The organism is Rhizobium sp. S163, from assembly GCF_030380805.1.
Taxonomy (GTDB): domain Bacteria; phylum Pseudomonadota; class Alphaproteobacteria; order Rhizobiales; family Rhizobiaceae; genus Rhizobium.
Genome location: NZ_JAUDSA010000035.1, coordinates 158,756 through 176,339, shown reverse-complemented (window position 1 = coordinate 176,339; position 17,584 = coordinate 158,756). Strand labels below are relative to the sequence as shown.

13 protein-coding genes and 2 pseudogenes are annotated in these 17,584 nt (G+C 55.9%); 5 read left to right on the top strand and 10 right to left on the bottom strand.

Annotated elements, in window-relative coordinates; all coding sequences use genetic code 11:
- Positions 1 to 30 precede the first annotated feature (30 nt).
- From QTL96_RS24990 to QTL96_RS24980, 3 genes are all read right to left on the bottom strand, one after another.
- Entirely contained in the window at positions 31 to 366 is a 336-nt protein-coding gene (locus QTL96_RS24990; RefSeq protein WP_289729608.1) for a hypothetical protein, read from the bottom strand.
- A 50-nt stretch (positions 367 to 416) separates the two neighbouring features.
- Complete coding sequence (locus QTL96_RS24985; RefSeq protein ID WP_289729607.1) at positions 417 to 800, bottom strand: hypothetical protein; 384 nt, start codon at positions 798 to 800, stop codon at positions 417 to 419.
- Positions 801 to 908: 108 nt separating this feature from the next.
- Complete coding sequence (locus QTL96_RS24980; protein ID WP_289729630.1) at positions 909 to 1,646, bottom strand: alpha/beta hydrolase; 738 nt, start codon at positions 1,644 to 1,646, stop codon at positions 909 to 911.
- Between the two features lie 329 nt (positions 1,647 to 1,975).
- Here QTL96_RS24980 and QTL96_RS24975 point away from each other — a divergent pair, with 329 nt between their 5' ends.
- Positions 1,976 to 3,178 carry an acyl-CoA dehydrogenase family protein gene (locus QTL96_RS24975; RefSeq protein WP_289729606.1) on the top strand — a complete coding sequence of 401 codons (1,203 nt, stop codon included), beginning with the start codon at positions 1,976 to 1,978 and terminating at the stop codon, positions 3,176 to 3,178.
- Between the two features lie 657 nt (positions 3,179 to 3,835).
- Here the strand turns inward: QTL96_RS24975 and QTL96_RS24970 are convergent.
- The 4 genes from QTL96_RS24970 to QTL96_RS24955 all read right to left on the bottom strand — a co-directional run bounded on the left by QTL96_RS24970 (position 3,836) and on the right by QTL96_RS24955 (position 7,855).
- Positions 3,836 to 5,065, bottom strand: coding sequence for an MFS transporter (locus tag QTL96_RS24970; RefSeq protein ID WP_289729605.1), 1,230 nt, complete (start codon positions 5,063 to 5,065; stop codon positions 3,836 to 3,838).
- Between the two features lie 88 nt (positions 5,066 to 5,153).
- The gene (locus QTL96_RS24965; RefSeq protein ID WP_289729604.1) at positions 5,154 to 5,366 is read right to left on the bottom strand and encodes a DUF3311 domain-containing protein; all 213 of its coding nucleotides are present in this window, start codon (positions 5,364 to 5,366) and stop codon (positions 5,154 to 5,156) included.
- Between the two features lie 100 nt (positions 5,367 to 5,466).
- A complete protein-coding gene (locus tag QTL96_RS24960) occupies positions 5,467 to 6,750 on the bottom strand; it encodes an epoxide hydrolase family protein (protein ID WP_289729603.1) in 1,284 nt (427 codons plus the stop codon).
- A gap of 190 nt (positions 6,751 to 6,940) precedes the next feature.
- A complete protein-coding gene (locus tag QTL96_RS24955; RefSeq protein WP_289729602.1) occupies positions 6,941 to 7,855 on the bottom strand; it encodes a LysR family transcriptional regulator in 915 nt (304 codons plus the stop codon).
- 189 nt (positions 7,856 to 8,044) lie between these two features.
- Here QTL96_RS24955 and QTL96_RS24950 point away from each other — a divergent pair.
- Together QTL96_RS24950 and QTL96_RS24945 are read left to right on the top strand one after the other, a co-directional pair.
- Positions 8,045 to 9,558: pseudogene (locus QTL96_RS24950) on the top strand (M81 family metallopeptidase).
- A gap of 21 nt (positions 9,559 to 9,579) precedes the next feature.
- Positions 9,580 to 10,035, top strand: coding sequence for a RidA family protein (locus QTL96_RS24945; protein ID WP_289729601.1), 456 nt, complete (start codon positions 9,580 to 9,582; stop codon positions 10,033 to 10,035).
- Between the two features lie 785 nt (positions 10,036 to 10,820).
- Here QTL96_RS24945 and QTL96_RS24940 read toward each other — a convergent pair.
- Positions 10,821 to 12,569 carry a hypothetical protein gene (locus QTL96_RS24940; protein WP_289729600.1) on the bottom strand — a complete coding sequence of 583 codons (1,749 nt, stop codon included), beginning with the start codon at positions 12,567 to 12,569 and terminating at the stop codon, positions 10,821 to 10,823.
- A 961-nt stretch (positions 12,570 to 13,530) separates the two neighbouring features.
- Between QTL96_RS24940 and QTL96_RS24935 the strand changes: the two are divergent.
- Both QTL96_RS24935 and msrA read left to right on the top strand, forming a co-directional pair.
- A pseudogene (locus tag QTL96_RS24935) lies at positions 13,531 to 14,508 on the top strand (thioredoxin family protein); the annotation flags it as partial.
- A 9-nt stretch (positions 14,509 to 14,517) separates the two neighbouring features.
- Complete coding sequence (gene msrA / locus QTL96_RS24930) at positions 14,518 to 15,234, top strand: peptide-methionine (S)-S-oxide reductase MsrA (RefSeq protein WP_289729599.1); 717 nt, start codon at positions 14,518 to 14,520, stop codon at positions 15,232 to 15,234.
- Positions 15,235 to 15,341: 107 nt separating this feature from the next.
- Here the strand turns inward: msrA and QTL96_RS24925 are convergent, their stop codons facing one another.
- Complete coding sequence (locus QTL96_RS24925) at positions 15,342 to 16,160, bottom strand: alpha/beta hydrolase (RefSeq protein WP_289729598.1); 819 nt, start codon at positions 16,158 to 16,160, stop codon at positions 15,342 to 15,344.
- A gap of 834 nt (positions 16,161 to 16,994) precedes the next feature.
- On the bottom strand, positions 16,995 to 17,528 hold the full coding sequence (locus QTL96_RS24920) for an NUDIX hydrolase (RefSeq protein WP_289729597.1): 534 nt from the start codon (positions 17,526 to 17,528) through the stop codon (positions 16,995 to 16,997).
- Positions 17,529 to 17,584: the final 56 nt, after the last annotated feature.

Here is a 17,584-nt window from a genome sequence, read left to right as displayed (position 1 = left end):
ATGAATTCCACGGCAGCGACATCGAGTGTGCTAAGGATCTCGTCGCAGCGCAGATCGCAGAGCCTCGGCCGCTAATAACTGAAATGCATCTCCATGTTTAGAGAGATATTGCACAATGCCATCCAAACTGCGCTGGGAAAACATCGCTGAGAACATCAAGGTAACGCGAGTGTTGTCGATTTCCTCATCTATTGTGAGGCTGTAGTCGATCGTAAGAGCGCCCTGGTCGCAGTTCTGAAAATCCGGCTTTATTTGGTTGAAGTCGGAGGCGTTCAGGACAGCGCAACGCGCTTGATCACCTGTACTGGATGATCGGCCTGCAAAAGAGGTCGCGGCAGGAACAACGTGATTGCTGAGTTCACTCATTTTCCATCCTCGCTTGAAGGCGACTACGACCGGGCGCTCTAGCTCTTCGATTAGTCGCGGGTTTTGCGTACCTGCCGGCATATGGACAGCTCGCAGGTTGTGTCGTCTGCGGTCTGGATCTGCTTCGGAATTGTCTGATTGGTGTCGCACTGATGCTCGTTGCGAACGTAGCGATCGTAAAGCGTCAGCCCCGCAATCCGTTCGGAGGGATAGCGAAGAATGACTGCACCATCTCGGTCAACGATGTCTTTGGCCATTCCGCAAGTAAGCGAGGCCGCAGGCCTCCTCTCGATAGCAGAGGCGACATTTGCGGCGAAGACAGACGTCCCCACTGCCGCGATCACGGCTGTCACCCGAGTTGCCTTTGTTAGGCAGGCAATTGTTGCAACGCGACGCGTAGCGGCGAGGGGGATGGTTACAGCGCTCATGGTCATCGGGATGTCCTTTTGTCTTAGCCTATAAGTAGGCGGTTTCGTCGATCGAGTGTCGTCGACATTGCGGCGGGTTGCTCCGGCATCCTTAACGAAAGCCGGAGGATGACCTCACTTGCTGCTCGCAGCTGCTTTTTCGATAAGCTTAGCTACGGTGTCAGGGTGAGACACCATGAGGACGTGAGATGCGCCCTTGACGACGACTGTGTCCTTCGCCTTGGCTCGCTCGGCCATCCAGGCCATCGCGGCAGCAGGAATATTCTTGTCGGCGTCGCCGTAGACAAACCACGACGGAATTTTCTTCCAGGCGGGCTCGCCAGCCGGCTCCTTCAATGCCGCCTCGGTGATCGGACGCTGACCAGCAGCCATCAGCTTTGCCTCGGCTGCAGGCACGTCGGCTGCGAACTGACTGCGGAACTTCGACTGCTCGATGTAAAGGTCGTGTCCACCGTCCGGCAGAGTCACGGGGGCGGCCAGGGTTGGAGCTAAAGTGGAGCCAGGAAATTTTCCGCTAAGGTCTGCCGCACTCTCCCCCGCTTCGGGGGCAAACGCCGCTACGTAGACGAGTGCTTTTACATTGTCATGGCCATTTGCAGCGTTCGAGATCACGCTACCGCCGTAGGAGTGACCTACAAGAATGACTGGTCCTTTGATGCCTGCGAGGATCGAGGAGACGTATGCCGCATCGCCCTTGACGCTGCGAAGCGGATTCGCGGCACCGACTACCGGATAGCCATCGGCTTCCAAGTCCTTGACGACACCGTTCCAGCTATTGGACTCGGCAAAGGCCCCGTGGACCAACACAACGGTTGGCTTCTGGTCCGCCATTGCAGGTCCGGAAAGAGCCATAGCTCCTACCGTGAACGCCGCGAGAATGTGAGGATTGAGGGGCATGTGATCTCCTGTTGGTAAGAATGACCACACGATATGACCCTCGCGATGTATCCTCGTTATGTCGAGAAAATGGCTCTATGTAATGAAGTATGTAGGAGGGCGCCTCTGTACAGATCGATACAATTATTAGGGTTCGGCTTGCCCCCGATGCTAAGCCGCCAAGAGCTTTGGGCCAACCATTACGATCGTAACAAAGGGCGAGTCCGTTGAAACAAAATTGTAGCGGCAGTCGCGGAATAGAATGACGATCAAATAGTTTGTCTAAGAAAGCATTCGAGGTCGGCATGAGCGTACTCAACTATCAGTCTTCGATACATCCGTTGGTGCTCGAGGCAAGGTCGCTAAAGGATGCGCTTATTGAGCGAAGCAGCGAAACGGCTGATCTTCGCCGACTTCCAGAGCGCACGATTGACGACCTCAAGCAGAGGCGGTTGATGAGTGCGCTCGTGCCAAAAGAGATCGGCGGTGCTGAAGTCGGGCTCGACGTCTTTTACGAAATCGTTCAGGAGCTGGGAAAAGCCGATGGTTCGGTCGCTTGGACCTACTCGATTATGGGCTCTGCGAGCTGGATGGTTTCCACGTTCTATTCCGAGGCTGTTAGCCGTCAGGTATTTGAGAGCGAAAACCCCCTCACAAGTGCTGTGCTTGCTCCAACCCGGATATCGGCGCAGAAAGTCGACGGTGGCGTACTCATCAACGAAGGCGAGTGGTCGTTTAACAGCGGTATACACCACGCTGGTTGGAACATCCTGGGGATTCCCATTATCAACGAGCAGGGAATTCCAACTCATGTATTCCATGGGCTAGTGCCAGTCTCTTCACTTACCATCCTGGATGATTGGAATTCCATTGGTCTTCGTGGTTCCGGAAGTTCTTCGGTCCGGGTCGACGACCTATTCATCCCCGACGAGAGGTTGATTTCACATCAGAATATTCTGTCAGAGGTGTATCCCAACGACCGAGTGAGTTTGTCACCGCTTTACAAGCAAGCTGTTGTACCGACGATCATGGTCAAGATGTCCTCGACCGCTATCGCGATAGCCAAAGGAGCACTCGACCGTTTCATCGACAACTCGGTGAAGCGCAAGATTGCAATGACGTTCTATCCAAAGCAAAGCGACGCGCCGGTTACCCATCTTCAGGTCGGGGAAGCGACAGCGAAGATTGATGCGGCTGATACAATTGCGCGGTACTCAATCGATGAGATCGAGCGAGCTGCAAAAACGGGGCGTAGTTTTACCAGAGAGCAGAAGGCACGAATTTGGCGTGATGCGGCTTTCTCGTCTCGTCTTGCGTGGGAGGCAGTGGATTTGTTGGCGGACGGATCCGGAGGGAGTTTCGCCAGAGAAGGTAACTCGCTTAACCATTGCTGGCGTGACCTTCGAGTAGCGGTCTCGCATGCCGGCCTGTCGATAAACACTGTCTATGAAGTCTATGGGCGGGTCATCTACGATCTTCCATCCAACACTCCCCTGCTTCCTGGTTGAACTCGCGGCCATTCGGATTTCCATGTGGAACAGCGAAGTTCGATCGTTCGTCCTCGATCGAGGAGATGTGCCAGCCCTCGAGGAAGGGTGCGTTTCCCGTCTATGGAAGAATGGGAAGGTGCCCGACGAACTCGGCTCGTGGCAGGACGTTCATCGGACAATCAAAGCGGCGAAGATTGGCTACCGCCGCCCGCACCCCGATGTGCCGATCGGTACAAAGGGTTCCGATGTCCATGTAACGAGACTGTTCTGTGGGCATGCGGTCGTCCGCCTTGGCAGACGTCATCGACCGGGACTCGTGTTCCGGCCAATCGTGGCGTCGGCCAAGCCCGACGCAGTAGCTCGGACTTTCTAATTGCAACGTGGAGGTGTTCTCTCAAGAGGGCGCTTCCACACGAAAATCCGAATAGCCGAACTCGCTGAAGACGCCTCGGTCAACTAAACCTCGAAGATCGAAAAACACATAGCTTCCTCTACGCAGTTGAGGCTTCTGCTAGGCGCGATGCGACTACGCTGGACAGTTCGGTCCAATGGGCAAAAACTAGCAGATTGGGGAAGAGACTAACTTTAAACGAGAGGCTTTTTCCAAGTAAAGCAAAGGCGGAGCGAATCTGGCAACCCAGATCCACTCCGCCCGGCAAGCTTCCTTATTACTCTTTACCGCACCCTCACTGGTCGCGAAGCCACATCAAGCGTGACTTGGACATTTCGACCTGCGAGCAGACCTACGACGGCCATTGCGATACTGAGAGCAGCACATACGATAAGGGGGGTACCCCAGCCGCCCGACGCATCATGGATTGAGCCTACCAATGTCGGCCCGGTCGCGGCGAGCAGATATCCGATGCATTGCGACATTCCTGACAATGCTGCCGCGTCGCTGGCGTTCACTGTCCGCAAACTGACGAATGACAATGCGAGAATGAGTCCACCACCAGCGCCAAAGCCGAAGAACACGATCCACAATACGGCGAGGCTCGGCAAAATGTGCAGTCCCATCAGGCCGATCATAATCGAAAGGGCGAGCAGGCAGGCCGCGTGGCGCTGATCCTTCATTCGCGGCGCTAGCGGAATTAGCACCAATCCAGGCAATGCCGTGGAAAGCAAGAGTACCCCATGCATCGAACCCGCTTGTGCCTCAGTGAAGCTAGCGTCGCGTAGGATAGCGGGCAACCAACTCACCCCAACATAGTACAGAAAGCAATCAAGCCCGAGAAACAGCGTGACCTGCCATGCCAGAGGTGAATGCCATATGCGGCCCTGCCCTGCCGCCTTCTTATTGGACATCGTGGTTGGGCCGCTGGAACGCAGTTGGGGCAACCACGCGAGGGCCGCAAGAATTGGAAGCAGCACGGATGCCGCTAGAGCCAGTCTCCAGTCCGAATTTTCCATATGCGCGAACGGAACCGCCAAAGTCGACAAGCCTGCAGCAGTGCAGCCCATGACGAGAACGTACGCGGCAGTCAGCGATGCCACTCGTTCGGGAAAATCACGCTTGAGAATGCTTGGAAGAAGCACGTTCCCGATCGCTATCCCGCCACCAATGATCGCGGTTCCGATGTAAAGGCCAATACCTGATCCTGAAGACCTTACGAATATCCCGCCGGCAATAATGATCAGCGACATCATCAGCGTACGTTCTAGCCCAAAACGGGTAGCCAGGCTCGCTGCGAACGGTGAGACAATGGAGAATGCCAGAAGGGGTAGTGTGATCAAGAGCCCGGCCTGGGCTGCATTGAGATCGAAGGTGGCTTTCAACATGTCGAGCAACGGAGCGACGCCCGTGAAAGGAGCGCGCAAGTTCATCGCAATCAGGAAAACACCGAAGAGCAGCAATAAGCGTCGCGACGATCTATCCACGCCGCCGGGATTTGTGTTGTTACGCAAGGCTATGACCTCCGCTATGGGCCTATATTTCTAGACCGGATTTTTGTAGGGGCATGAAAATGGAAGATGGCTGAGCACCAATCAGGCTTCAGCCAAGCCAGCCGTCGTGGTCCGTGTCTTGCCGTTTGTTTTGTGGGTCCGATAGGAACACAAGCCACATCATCGCGAAGATCAGCACTACGCTAAAGATGGTCCACACGAAGAAGAGCGGCAGGCCAAGGATGAGCGGCGTCACGCGATTGCATATGATGCTACCGCCAAAGAGAAAGACGACCAGAAATAGCGGGATCGGCTTCTTCATCCGTCTGTCCTCACTGCGATGCTCGAAGTCGGCCACAAGGATGACCATGGATTAGGCGGTGCCTGCGGCCGCGCGAGCAGCGGTCGCAGGCACCTCGTCGTTAGCGGAGCGACCGGAATGCCGCGCGTACTTCTTCCGTGAACAGAACCGGCTGCTCCCAGGAGGCGAAGTGGCCGCCATTAGCGACCTTATTGAAGTAGATCAGATTGCCGTACGCGCGATCCACCCACGACTTCGGTGCCTGGAAGATTTCGCCTGGAAAGATACTGACCGCAACGGGTACCGACGGAATCTTGTCGAGAGCGTTGAAGTTGTTTGTCTTGTCTTCCCAGTAGATCTGAGCGGCCGACGTTCCCGTCTCAGTGAACCAATACAGCGAGATATCGTCGAGCATCTCGTCTCGGGTGAGGACCTTTTCCGGCTGCTTGTTGCTGTACGTCCAAGTTACGAACTTGTCGTACATCCACGCTGCCATACCGACCGGCGAGTCGACGAGGGAATAGCCGATGGTCTGCGGGCGGGAAACCATCATGGCGGCATAGGCAGAATTTTCACGATAGAAATCAGCGAGCTGCTTGTATGTCGCCACTTCTTCGCTGGTAAGCGAAGCGGGCGGCGGATCACCCGCGGCCAGGCTGTGGGCAATGTCCTTGGGCACAACGGCCGGCATGCTGAGGTGGATACCAAGAAGGCCTGGCACGTTCTGGTGAGCCATACGCTGCGAGATGACTGATCCGCAATCGCCGCCCTGGGAGACGAACTTCTCATACCCAAGGCGGTTCATGAGGGTTCCCCATGCCCGGCCGATGTGATCCGAACCCCAGCCAGTGGTCGTTGGCTTTCCAGAGAAGCCAAAGCCGGGAATCGATGGAACCACCAAGTGGAATGCGTCTTCTGCCTTACCGCCGTGAGCAGTCGGGTCGGTCAAGGGATCAATGACCTTCATCATCTCTAGGATGGAGCCTGGCCATCCGTGAGTCATAATGAGCGGCATTGCATTTTCGTGCTTTGACTTCACATGAATGAAGTGGATGTCCAGTCCGTCGATCTCGGTGATGAACATTGGAAGCGAGTTGAGCTTTGCCTCGATCTTCCGCCAATCGTAGCCATTCTGCCAGTAATCGACGAGGGAACGGAACTGCTCAAGCTGAAGGCCCTGCGAGTCGTCCGCGACATTTTCCTTTTGCGGCCACCTGGCCATCGCCAAACGCTGCTTGAGTTCGGTGATGGCACTATCAGGGACGTTCACCTTGAAAGGCTTGATTTCGTCTGAAGATGCGCCGGTCGCAAAGGAAAGCGCGGGGTTGATCATTGTGACCGCCCCGGCGATAGCCGCCGTGGCCATGAAATTGCGACGGTTCATATTCATTAAAGAGGATGACATCGGGATGCTCCATTTGAGATCGGAAAGTACCCCCGTTATCTGCTGGGCCGATGTATCTGTGGTATGTCTCGAACGGTAGCTTTTTGTATCGTTGGTTGTCGGAGGGACGTCGTTCTACATACGATTACAAGAACAAGATTATCTGCAACCGGGTAACCAGTCGCGATTTTGCTGATGTCGCCTCCCGGGCTTAGCCGCCAAAAGACAAGAGCTTGCCCTTGATGTTGGAGAGCAAGCGGCTGGCGGCGGGCGGGAGAGCACGCCCTCTCCTTACCATGAGACGCAACTTGGCTGACTGGCAAAGCTGGTGGTCGATATCTATCAGTGCCAACTCGCCGGTCGCAACGTCAGACGCCACAGCAACTCCGGCTCCAATAAAGGCAATTCCCTGAGTGGACTTAACGTACTGCTTCAATGCAACGACGGAGCCACTGGTGAACGCCGGGCGAAACGTTATGTGTTCCGAGTATTGCAACGCTTCGATCAGTTGGGAAACTCCGTATCCCGATGGCATCAGCGCGAGTGGGAACTCGGCCATCCTCTCGAGCAGCGGAACTGAACTGCTTCGCGTCAGGGGGTGCCCAGCGCGAACGAGAAGCTTTGTCGGAGCAGCTACGGTCGCGACGAAGTTGATCTGCGCCTCAGCTTGAGGATTATAGGCCAATCCCAGGTGAGCGTTGTCCTCCGCAAGTTCGCTCATAATCTTCCGGACAGGAAGTGCCTCGAGCGTCACGTTCAATCGCGGATGCTCAGAGCAGAACGGACCAATGACCTGCTGCACGAGGTGGTCTACGTAGCCCTCGCTGAGGACGATGCGGACCGAGCCCTCGTCGAGCCTGTCTATCGCATCCAGTCGCTCGCTGAGTTGGTGACGGTGGTCGCGGCAACCTCTCACATAATCCATGACATGTTGTGCCGCCTCATTCGGTTTCATCCCGCGCGCTTGGCGTTCGAACAGCACATGCCCGATTTCGTCCTCAAGCAGCGATATTTGGCGGGTTATCACCGATGGCGCGGTATTCAGAATATCTGCGGCTCCGCGAATTGATCTCCGTTCGAAAACCGCTTGGAAATACCTGAGCCTTGCTTGGTTGAGTTCCCGCATGTCGCACTCCATCGTTGCCCTGCAGGCAACGCTTCTACACTTAAATTGCTATTGATGGAACACAGAACTCGGCTCATGATCCTCTCATCAACCGACGGCCTCTCAGGACTTTGAGACACCAGCGATATCGTTCCGCTGAATTACCGGCTTTCGGAAAACGCATTTTTTCGCCTAAAGAAAGGAATTACCGTGAACATCCTGATTGCCGGCTTTCAGCACGAAACCAACACGTTCGCACCTACGAAGGCGACATATGCAAGCTTCTTGAACGGAGAAGACTTTCCGTCGATGGCTCACGGACAAGACGTCCTGAAGCTTGCAGATGTCAATATCCCCATCGGAGGGTTCATCAAGCATGTAACGGGGCTTGGCCATTCCGTAACGCCGGTCGTCTGGGCGGGCGCAGGTGCTTCAGCACATACGACGACCGATGCGTACGAGCGTATTGCCGGGGAAATCATCGAAGGTGTGAAGAATCTCACCTACGATGCGATTTATCTCGATCTCCATGGTGCGCAAGTAACCGAGGACCTCGACGACGGAGAAGGTGAGCTAGTATCACGCGTTCGCAGTATTGTGGGACCGGACGTAAAAATCGTCGTCTCGCTGGATTCCCACGCGAACGTCACCGACCTTCTGTGGAGCGTTGCGGACGCCGTCGTCGCTTACCGGACCTATCCGCACGTGGATATGGCAGAGACTGGAGTACGTGCGGCAAACTTCTCCTCCACCTGCAAGCGTCGGGCAAGCCCTTGGCGCTGGCATCGCGGAGATTGCCATTCCTCATCCCTGTCAATGCGATGTCGACGATGCTGCAACCAGCACGAGGCATGTACGATTTTCTGGAAGAACTCGAAACCGACGTTCTTTCCTTGTCGTTTGCACCCGGATTCCCTGCGTCCGACTTCGCCGAATGTGGTCCTACCGTATGGGGATATGACGACGATAGCGGCAAAATCGATACCGCTGTTGGGGCATTGTATAATCGCGTCCTGGATGCCGAGACTGCTTGGAGCGTCGAGTTTGAGAAGCCCGATGACGCGGTGCTTCACGCGATGCACGTTGCGGCGTCCGCAGGAAAACCCGTCATTCTGGCAGATACGCAGGACAATCCAGGCGTTGGAGGGACCTCCAGTACCACCGGGATTTTGAAGTCATTGCTCCGGAACGGAGCAAAAAATGCCGCTCTCGGATTGGTGTGTGATCCTGTTGCAGCGGCTGCAGCCCATAAAGCCGGCGTTGGTGCGCAGATCGAGATCGCGCTCGGCGGCTGCGCACAAGTACCAGGTGACACGCCTCTTGTCGCAACTTTCACGGTGGAAAATCTCTCTGACGGAAAGCTCGTCTACGGAGGGCCTATGATGCACGGAAAGCAGGCCGAGCTCGGTCCATCGGCTCAGTTGAAAATCGATGGTGTCCGCATCGTGGTCACATCGAACAAAGCTCAGCTGCTAGATAGAAACATGTATCGCGCAGTCGGCATCGAGCCCGAAAATATGAGCATCCTGGTAAATAAGAGTTCGGTTCATTTTCGCGCTGATTTTTCTGCGATAGCAGAACAGATCATCGTGGTCGAAGCACCGGGGCCGTTTTCGGCGAACCCTGCAGATTTGCCCTGGCGCAATCTGCGTGAGGGTATTCGACTGAGCCCGAACGGAAAAGCTTTTGCGAAAAAAGTCGCGGCCAATCAGGCAGCCGAATAAGACAGACAAAGGATCGGTGCAATGAGCGTTTACGACCGGCTGAGAGACCTAAATATAGAACTTGGTGACGTGGCGGTGCCGGCCGCCTCTTATCTCCCCTACATTCGATCGGGAAAGCTGCTTTACCTCTCAGGACATCTTGCGAAGCGTGGTGGTCTCGTCTGGGCCGGGCAGCTTGGGGACAGGGTTTCAATAGAGGAAGGTACTCAAGCTGCGAGGGCAGTCGCGATCGATCTGATTTCCACGCTCCATCACGCGAGCGGCGACCTCAACAAGTTGGAGATGATCGTTAAGTTGACTTCGATGGTGAACTCGACAGGTGATTTCGATAATCAGCATTTGGTTACGAACGGTGCAAGCGACTTGCTTGCCGAGGTATTCGGCGACAAAGGTCGCCATGCTCGTTCCGCCTTCGGAGTGGCGCAGTTGCCCTTGGGCGCATGCGTGGAGATCGAGCTGATCGCGCAGGTTGCCTGACGTCTAGCGACCTGAGACTGGGGGCATCGCGCAACCGATGCCCTCTTCGGCGCTATGAGCTGTCAATTTCGCGCCTTCAAACTTTGACGGCGCTGCGTCAGCGGTACATAGCCGGAGACTATGTCTGCCCTAGATGATTTCGATTTTCCGCACGGGCTCGATGACTACAGTGACGGTTAACAACCGAACTGGGAGCGTCAAATGTATAGAGAAAATGTGGTGGACGAAGACGAAAAACTTCGGTGGATCATCTCCGTGGGCAATCGAGGAGGCTGAAGCCATGCTGAATCTCTTTGCCCGTGACGTCTTTCTCTTTAGCACTCAGTCGGCTTCCCATCGCCGAATGCTTCGAGCTGTCTAAGACGAACAGCTCCTACAGGAGCTGGCCACCGCTCCCGCGGATCCAGCAGCCCTGTTCTGTGATTTCGAGAAGTTTGCCACCCACTAGCCGAACTTCTCGCAAGCCGCCTTGAAATTCTGCACGAATATCCGGGTAAGCTGAGATGGACGGCGGTTGGGGTAAACGAGTTGTTCGGTAACGTCGACCGCAGGAACGAACGGCCGCGCGGTGATCCGTTCTTGCGAGGATAAAAGAGCGATTATTCGTCGACCAACGCGATCCCAAGGCCATTCTGGACGTGAGGGTGAACACTCCCGGCCCTGAAGGGCCGGGCTTCCCGACCACCGGTGGCCACGGCCACCGGCAGCGGGAAACGTTTGTCACTAAGCGGCCAATGCCGCGACGATGGTCTCAGACTTTGGCTTGAGGAAAAGGTAGCGGCCGATCATCTCAGCGGCGTGCAGGTCGGCGTCCCAGACGCGTCCATCAGACGCTGCCCGAAAGACTTCCCCGCGCCTTTGATACTTGTCGACCTTTCCATTCTCCAGTCGGTGCTGCTCGTGTAGAAGCTCGGTATCTTAACCGAGCCGATACCTCTCCAGGTGAGAGTATTCTTGGATCGCAGGATGTACTGCCCCTTCGACCCGTTATTGATCATTTTGTTGAACGTCCGTCCCTTGTAGGTGGGATGGTCGGTCGGCACCGCCAGGATGTCGAGGTCCTCCGTCACCACCACGGCGTCGTGCTTGGCGGCGAGGTCTGCCTTTCTCTGCGCGACATAGCCGAACCACGACTTCTTCAGTCCCGCCACTGTACGGTAGACAGCGCGGCGCGCCTCTTTAAGACGACCGACGGCCGCTAGCAGACGAAAGAAGCGGGAATGCATTGCCATGTACCGGGGATTATCCGGCATGGCGGCGACTTCAGGAACGATCGCCCCTGCCTCGACGCTGGAAACCACGTTGATCTCCGACCGGATGCGGTCGAGCCGGTTGTACAGCCGGTCGATCTCCGACCGTAACCTGTCGACCTTGGCGCCATGTGAGCTAACGCGGCTCAGGAAGTCGCGGCCGTCGAACTGCGCAGTCTCCAACACTTCTACATCGTCGCCAGTGACATGTTTTTCGAGAAACAGCTTCGCCTGGGCCTTGGTCAGCTTCTTGACGTCGCCGCCGTTATGTCCGCTGATCCGGGAGAGAGCCTCTTCACCGATGGGCGCACGGCTTCGCAAAACCACGATGCTGGAGGTGTTGGTAAACCCGAAGTCTTCGGCGACCACAGTGCGGCAGCCGGCAACAGTCGGGGCCGCTGGCGCTCGGACAACAACCATCTTGGGGCGGACATGCGACGGGGCGAGTTCGGTCAAAAGCGAGCCGACCGATATGTCACCAATACCATGACGGCTGATGGTCCGCGAAACGGCGCGGACAACTCGTAACGGCACCGAGATTGGATCCTGGCGCGGGGAAACACCAGTCAGGGCGAGATCGAGTTTGATCGAGGACCTCTGCGCCAGAGTAGATCCCAAGGAACCGAGTATCGACGCAAGAGCCGCCTTGCCTCCACGAAGGCAGCGATAATCGAGATGCAACTGGATGGTCGCGTCTTGTTTCCATTCCGGGCATCCAAATCGATCGCGGACCGATGCGGTCATCGCGCGCAGCGCCTCGGCTTGGATTGCCGGAAGACCGCAATCACTAGAGGCAAGGTTACGGAACAGCCGAAGCGTTCCTGCAAAATCGCGGCTCGCGGCCACAGTGAGTAACTGGTCGATATCGTCTTTCTCCAGCAACCGGGAGAATTGCTCCGGAAGAATGACCAGTCGCATTGTTCCGTCCGCCATAGGCGTGTCGCCAAGCGCTCCGATGTTCCTGAGTTTGCCGAACAGAAGACGCTGCGCACGGTTCCACTGCTCCAACACCGCGGCTTTTGCAAGAAGCCTAGCCTTTTCGCCCCACACACTGTTGAGACCCGACTTCGACAACTCGGATTGCACCTTTAGCATCACTGCGTCTATGTCTTTCCCGTGTGGGATTGGCATCAAAATGTCGTCTGGCCAGATCGATTTTGCCATGACCTCGATTGCTGACAATATTCGCGTGCGCAGGTCCGACAGCTCTGCCGAAATCGGCAGGGTGCCGAGTTCAACCATCCTCTTGACGAGGTCTTTGTTTCTGCCGTTGCCGTAAGCCATTGCTACACCGCCCATGCAGAGCGTGTTGCATGGATGAACGATGGCGATCGCAAGCCAACGTACGGGCGGGAAGTTTCGGAAGAATAAGGCAAAACAGGGGATCACGGAGGAATACCTCAATGGGAACCCGGATCGTTCGAGGCGTCAACAGCCGGTAGAACTCAATTCGATCTGCGTAGTCCAGCTGCCCTGGGGTCGGTCCTCCTGCGGATGGCTGCCGCCTTAGGCTGACCATGGCCGCTTTCCTCCCGGCCCTGAAGGACCGGGTCTCCCCGCGGCAGATGATGAAAAGTGGGGCCTTGAGGGAAATATGCTTCCCAAGCCGGGCATCAACCTGGCCAAATAGGTTCGGCTAGCCCGGAGGAATTGGGTGGCTATCCGAGGAGGGAGGGGTGATCCTCGGATAGCCTTACCGACGCCAAACGCCAGACACGCCGGGCCGGAATTCGTTTTTAGTTATCGCTTCCGCTGCATACCGATCGGTCGCGTCGTCAGGCGTATTCAGCGGCATACTTGTATCCGCAATATTTCCGGAACAGCTTAGATTTGCATTTCAGTGTATCGGCGGCGGAGCGCCGCGGTTCCGCGGCGGCGCAGATTTGCATTACGTTACAAAACCGCACCCAACTCGACACATTGAGGATACTTCCAGGGTGTGAGCTCCTTTCAACGAAGGAGTTCTCAAATGACACCGATAAGCATCAACGCTCTTTTATGGCCGTTAGCATTGATCAACCTCTGCGTTGTTCTTACGCAAGTCATTGCAACAACGCGATTGGTACCAGTTCGCCATCTCGCTGCTTCTGCGTCTAACCGTGCATCTTCGGCGATTGCGGCTATTGCGCTACTTGCAGTAATCCCCTTGAATTCTGCTGCAGCGTCTGACGTTCGCGGACCGGGCAATCCCGCCGCGAAAAGCCGTACAGGCAACACCGAAGTCACGTCGAACATCCGAGCGTCCTTTCGAAGTGCCTTGCCCGTCGAGGGTCCTGCCCCGTCCATCGCCGGCGCAACAGATTGGATTAACTCTCAACCCTTGTCGCTCGATAAGCTCAAAGGCAAAGTCGTTCTCATCGATTTTTGGACGTACTCATGCATCAACTGCATCCGTACCCTGCCTTATGTGAAAGCGTGGCGGGACAAATATAAGGACATGGGCTTTGAGGTCATTGGCGTCCACGCTCCTGAGTTTGCGTTCGAAAAGCGCCTGGATAACGTCCGGGATGCAGTTGAGAATTTCAAGATCGACTTCCCGGTAGCCCTAGACAGCAACTACCGCATTTGGCGGGCCTACGAAAACATGTATTGGCCTGCGCTCTATCTGATCGATGCGGAGGGTCGAATTCGCCATCACCAGTTTGGCGAGGGATCCTACGAGGAGATGGAAGCAGCCATCCGCGACCTGATCCGCGAGGCTGGCTCCAGACCATCACCGGAGTATTCATCTCCCTCAGCAGCCACCGGCGCTGAGATCGCCGCGAGCGCTCAACCCGCCCTATCTGATGAAACTTACCTTGGCTACGAGCAGGCGCGGAACTTCGCTTCCATTGGCGGTGCGGCGCGGGACACCCCGAAGAAGTATTATTGGGATCGCCTTAATCTCAATGGCTGGGGACTAACAGGCGAGTGGACTGTCGGCGCGGACTCCGCCGTCCTTGATCGGTCATTTGGCGAGATCGCGTTCCGGTTCAATGCTCGCGATCTCCACCTGGTAATGGGCAGCGGACCTGAAAAGAAGGAGATTCGGTTCCAAGTCCTGATCGACGGCGCGCCGCCTGGCAAAGATCACGGCGCGGATATCGACGAGCACGGTGTGGGAACCGTCACAGAGACGCGCCTCTACCAACTCGTCCGACAAAGCGGCGTTCCCACCAAACGTACCTTCACAATCAGATTCCTTGACGCTGGCGTGAGTGCCTACGTCTTCACTTTCGGATAGGAAAAGACCATGTTCAACTTCAAAAAGCTTCTCAAGCAGACCACCGGTGTACTGCCGCTAGCCGCGGCTGGCGCTGCAGTCGTTGTATTCTATTCAACCTGGTTTACGGGCTATCCGTCGGCGGCCGAGCAGCCCAAGGTGCTGCCCGCTCCGCTGAGCGACATCGTGGAGAAGTCATCAACGCAAACGGCCGTGTTCGCTGGGGGCTGCTTCTGGGGGACACAGGGTGTCTTTCAGCACGTGGATGGCGTAATTTCAGCCAAGGCGGGGTACGCCGGCGGCAGTGCACAGACCGCCGTGTACGAATTGACGGAAACAGGCACCACAGGGCATGCCGAAGCCATTAATATTGTTTACGATCCGAATAAGGTCACTTACGGCAAGCTCCTGCAAATATTCTTCTCGGTCGCGCACGATCCAACTCAGCTAGATCAGCAGGGAGCAGATATCGGCAATCAATATCGATCTGCTATTTTCCCTCAAAACGAGGAACAGGCCGCGGTGGCTACGAGCTACATCGACCAGCTCAACAAGGCTCATTCTTTCGCATCGAAAATTGTCACAACGATGGAGCCGGGAAAAACGTTCTACCAAGCCGAGGACTATCACCAGAACTACTTGGTGAACAACCCCACGCAGCCCTACATCGCCTTCGTCGAGCAACCAAAGATCAACGCTCTGAGAGATCTGTTTCCAGCGGTCTGGCGTGACGAACCCCAGCTGTAGCGAGTGGACCTCCAAGCAGTAGACTCAAAGGTCGGCAGCGGTATCATCCCACTGCCGACCTCTTCTTATAGGGGTCTTCCTACTACGCCCTCCCCGTCCGCCTCATGCTATTCGCTATCGAGGTCTGCAAGGAACTCGCGCAGATAACGATTGAAGGCCCCGGCGTTCTGCAAAAACGGAGCGTGCCCGGCAGAAGGAACTCGGAAGCACTCTCCGCGCCAGAGGTTACCGTATGGCACGCCATCGACATAGTCGAGGTTGACGATCGGATCCGAGTCTCCGTTTGCCACTGCCGTCAAAATTTTGGTGGAACAGACCACCTCGCGCTGGTTACTCTTCTCGGCAATGCGCGCTTGCGAAAACAGTGTCGTTCGAAAATCACCGTCGGTCCTCATAGCGGCACCAATTAATTGATCTGTCGCCTCGCTTCCAAACACCCTGTCGACGAACTGCGTTGCTTGTTCCCTCGAAAATGGCCCGTTAGCCGCGAGACCCTTGAGCAGGTTACCTCGAAAGCCTTCAGCTATATTCGCGCCGACGGGTGGCGCTCCAGTTAAGAAGAGTCCTCTGAAATCATTCCCGCGAGATACCATCTCGATAGCGATGTGACCGCCTAGCGACCAACCTAAAAGAACAGGGTTGTGGACGTTTAACGCCCTCAGCGTCTCCAAGCTCGCATCGGCAAGACCTGGTAATGGATACGTCCGCTGCTTGTCGGTCGCGTCGCTAGACTCCCCATGCCCCGGCAAGTCGAAACTGATGAGGCGGTAATCCTCTCCGATTTGAGAGCGTAGCTGTTTCTCAAACACCGCGCGGCACGAGGAATTCCCATGGATCAGGACTACGTCTGGTCCGTTCGAGGGAGTCGTTTCGACTGCAACGGTACCGTGCGACGTCTCTACATTGAGGATTTTTGCTTTGACCATGACGATGCTTTCCTTTCGAATTGCTCCCGAAACAATGGAGCTACGTCGTCCTCGCGATATTCTAGATTTGTCTTTCGCCGCCCTCGTTTCAAAGCCACGACTTACGATGACAAGTGAAACAGGTTGTTCGAAATCCGTGTGGGGCGGCCATGTTCGACCATCGCTCTTCGGACAGCTGAGATTTTTACTGTGCCAATGTTCGCCGGGGGTTTAGAGGCGGTGGGATCTCCCAGCCTCAAAGAAGATTCCTTACAAAGACCCGATCAGCCGACGGCCCCTCAGCGGAACAACGAGCAGCGCATCAATGTCAGCTAACCCACTGGCGACACACCCGTTTGCATCATGTTTAATCCATTCGAAACGCCCCAATTACCTGCAATGACCCCAGCCATATGGTGTCGATCGTGGCGCTCAATCGAGCAATCTATCGGAAGTCGTCGAATGGATGCTCAGTCGCAGATGTAACCATTCAGGCGCGGTTTCAAATCGTGTTGATCGACCGAGCGACTACGGTCCGAGAAGTCATCTTGCCACTTCTCCGGGGGTCATCAACAAAATGGACAAATCTCCTTCCCAGCCGGCCGCTTCAATTAGACTTGTTACGGTCAACGGACTGCTTTTGCCCGATCTCGACTTCTACCTGCGTGATGAAAAAGCCACGTCCGAACTGAGCGAGACGCCCACGAGGCCCGCTCCCAAACAGTCTTGGTTTCGTCGGCTATTTATCAGTTATGGCTACGCTGCCTGGCTGTTACACCCCTACTTCGGCCCAGGTTCCGACCGTCAACCCGAACCGGTCTCGGAGAAAAAGGGGGCTGCCGACCAGAGATGCCGTTAGCCTTTGCCATTTGACGCAGACAGCATAGGTGGCCTGCCTTCAACCACGGCCGCCCGTCTTTTAAGGGCTTCAGGTAATCCTAAAATTATGTCTCTGAGACCATCGTTCCAAACGTACTCGGATGCATCTTCTACAGTTACCCACATCGATGCACGCTGGCCCTTCTCCGGGAAGGAGGTTGCCATTGCGCCGACTTCCAACATGAAGACCGATACACGCGTGGGAACGTGCTTTCGGGCTTTGGCGTAAAAGAAGTGCGACACAGGCTCCATCTCGCAGGTGCCAAGCGCACCAATTTCCTCAAAGGCCTCTCGCGCGGCCGCATGCCAGGGACGCTCGCCCTTGTCGATTCCACCCTTGGGGATGCCCCACCGCCCGTTGCGGCGGCTGCCGATCAACAGAATCTCAATGCCTGACACTGCTCTTCTATAGCAGATCGCCCCCGCCTGTTCGATGTGGTGTCTGGAGCCGCCGAGAGCCTTGACCATTCTAGCCGGCAAAAGGCGGACAATTCCGTGCAGGATGGCCATTTTTCCGTGTCGGTGCATCGATAATCTCATCCGTGCGATCCCTTGATGCTACTATT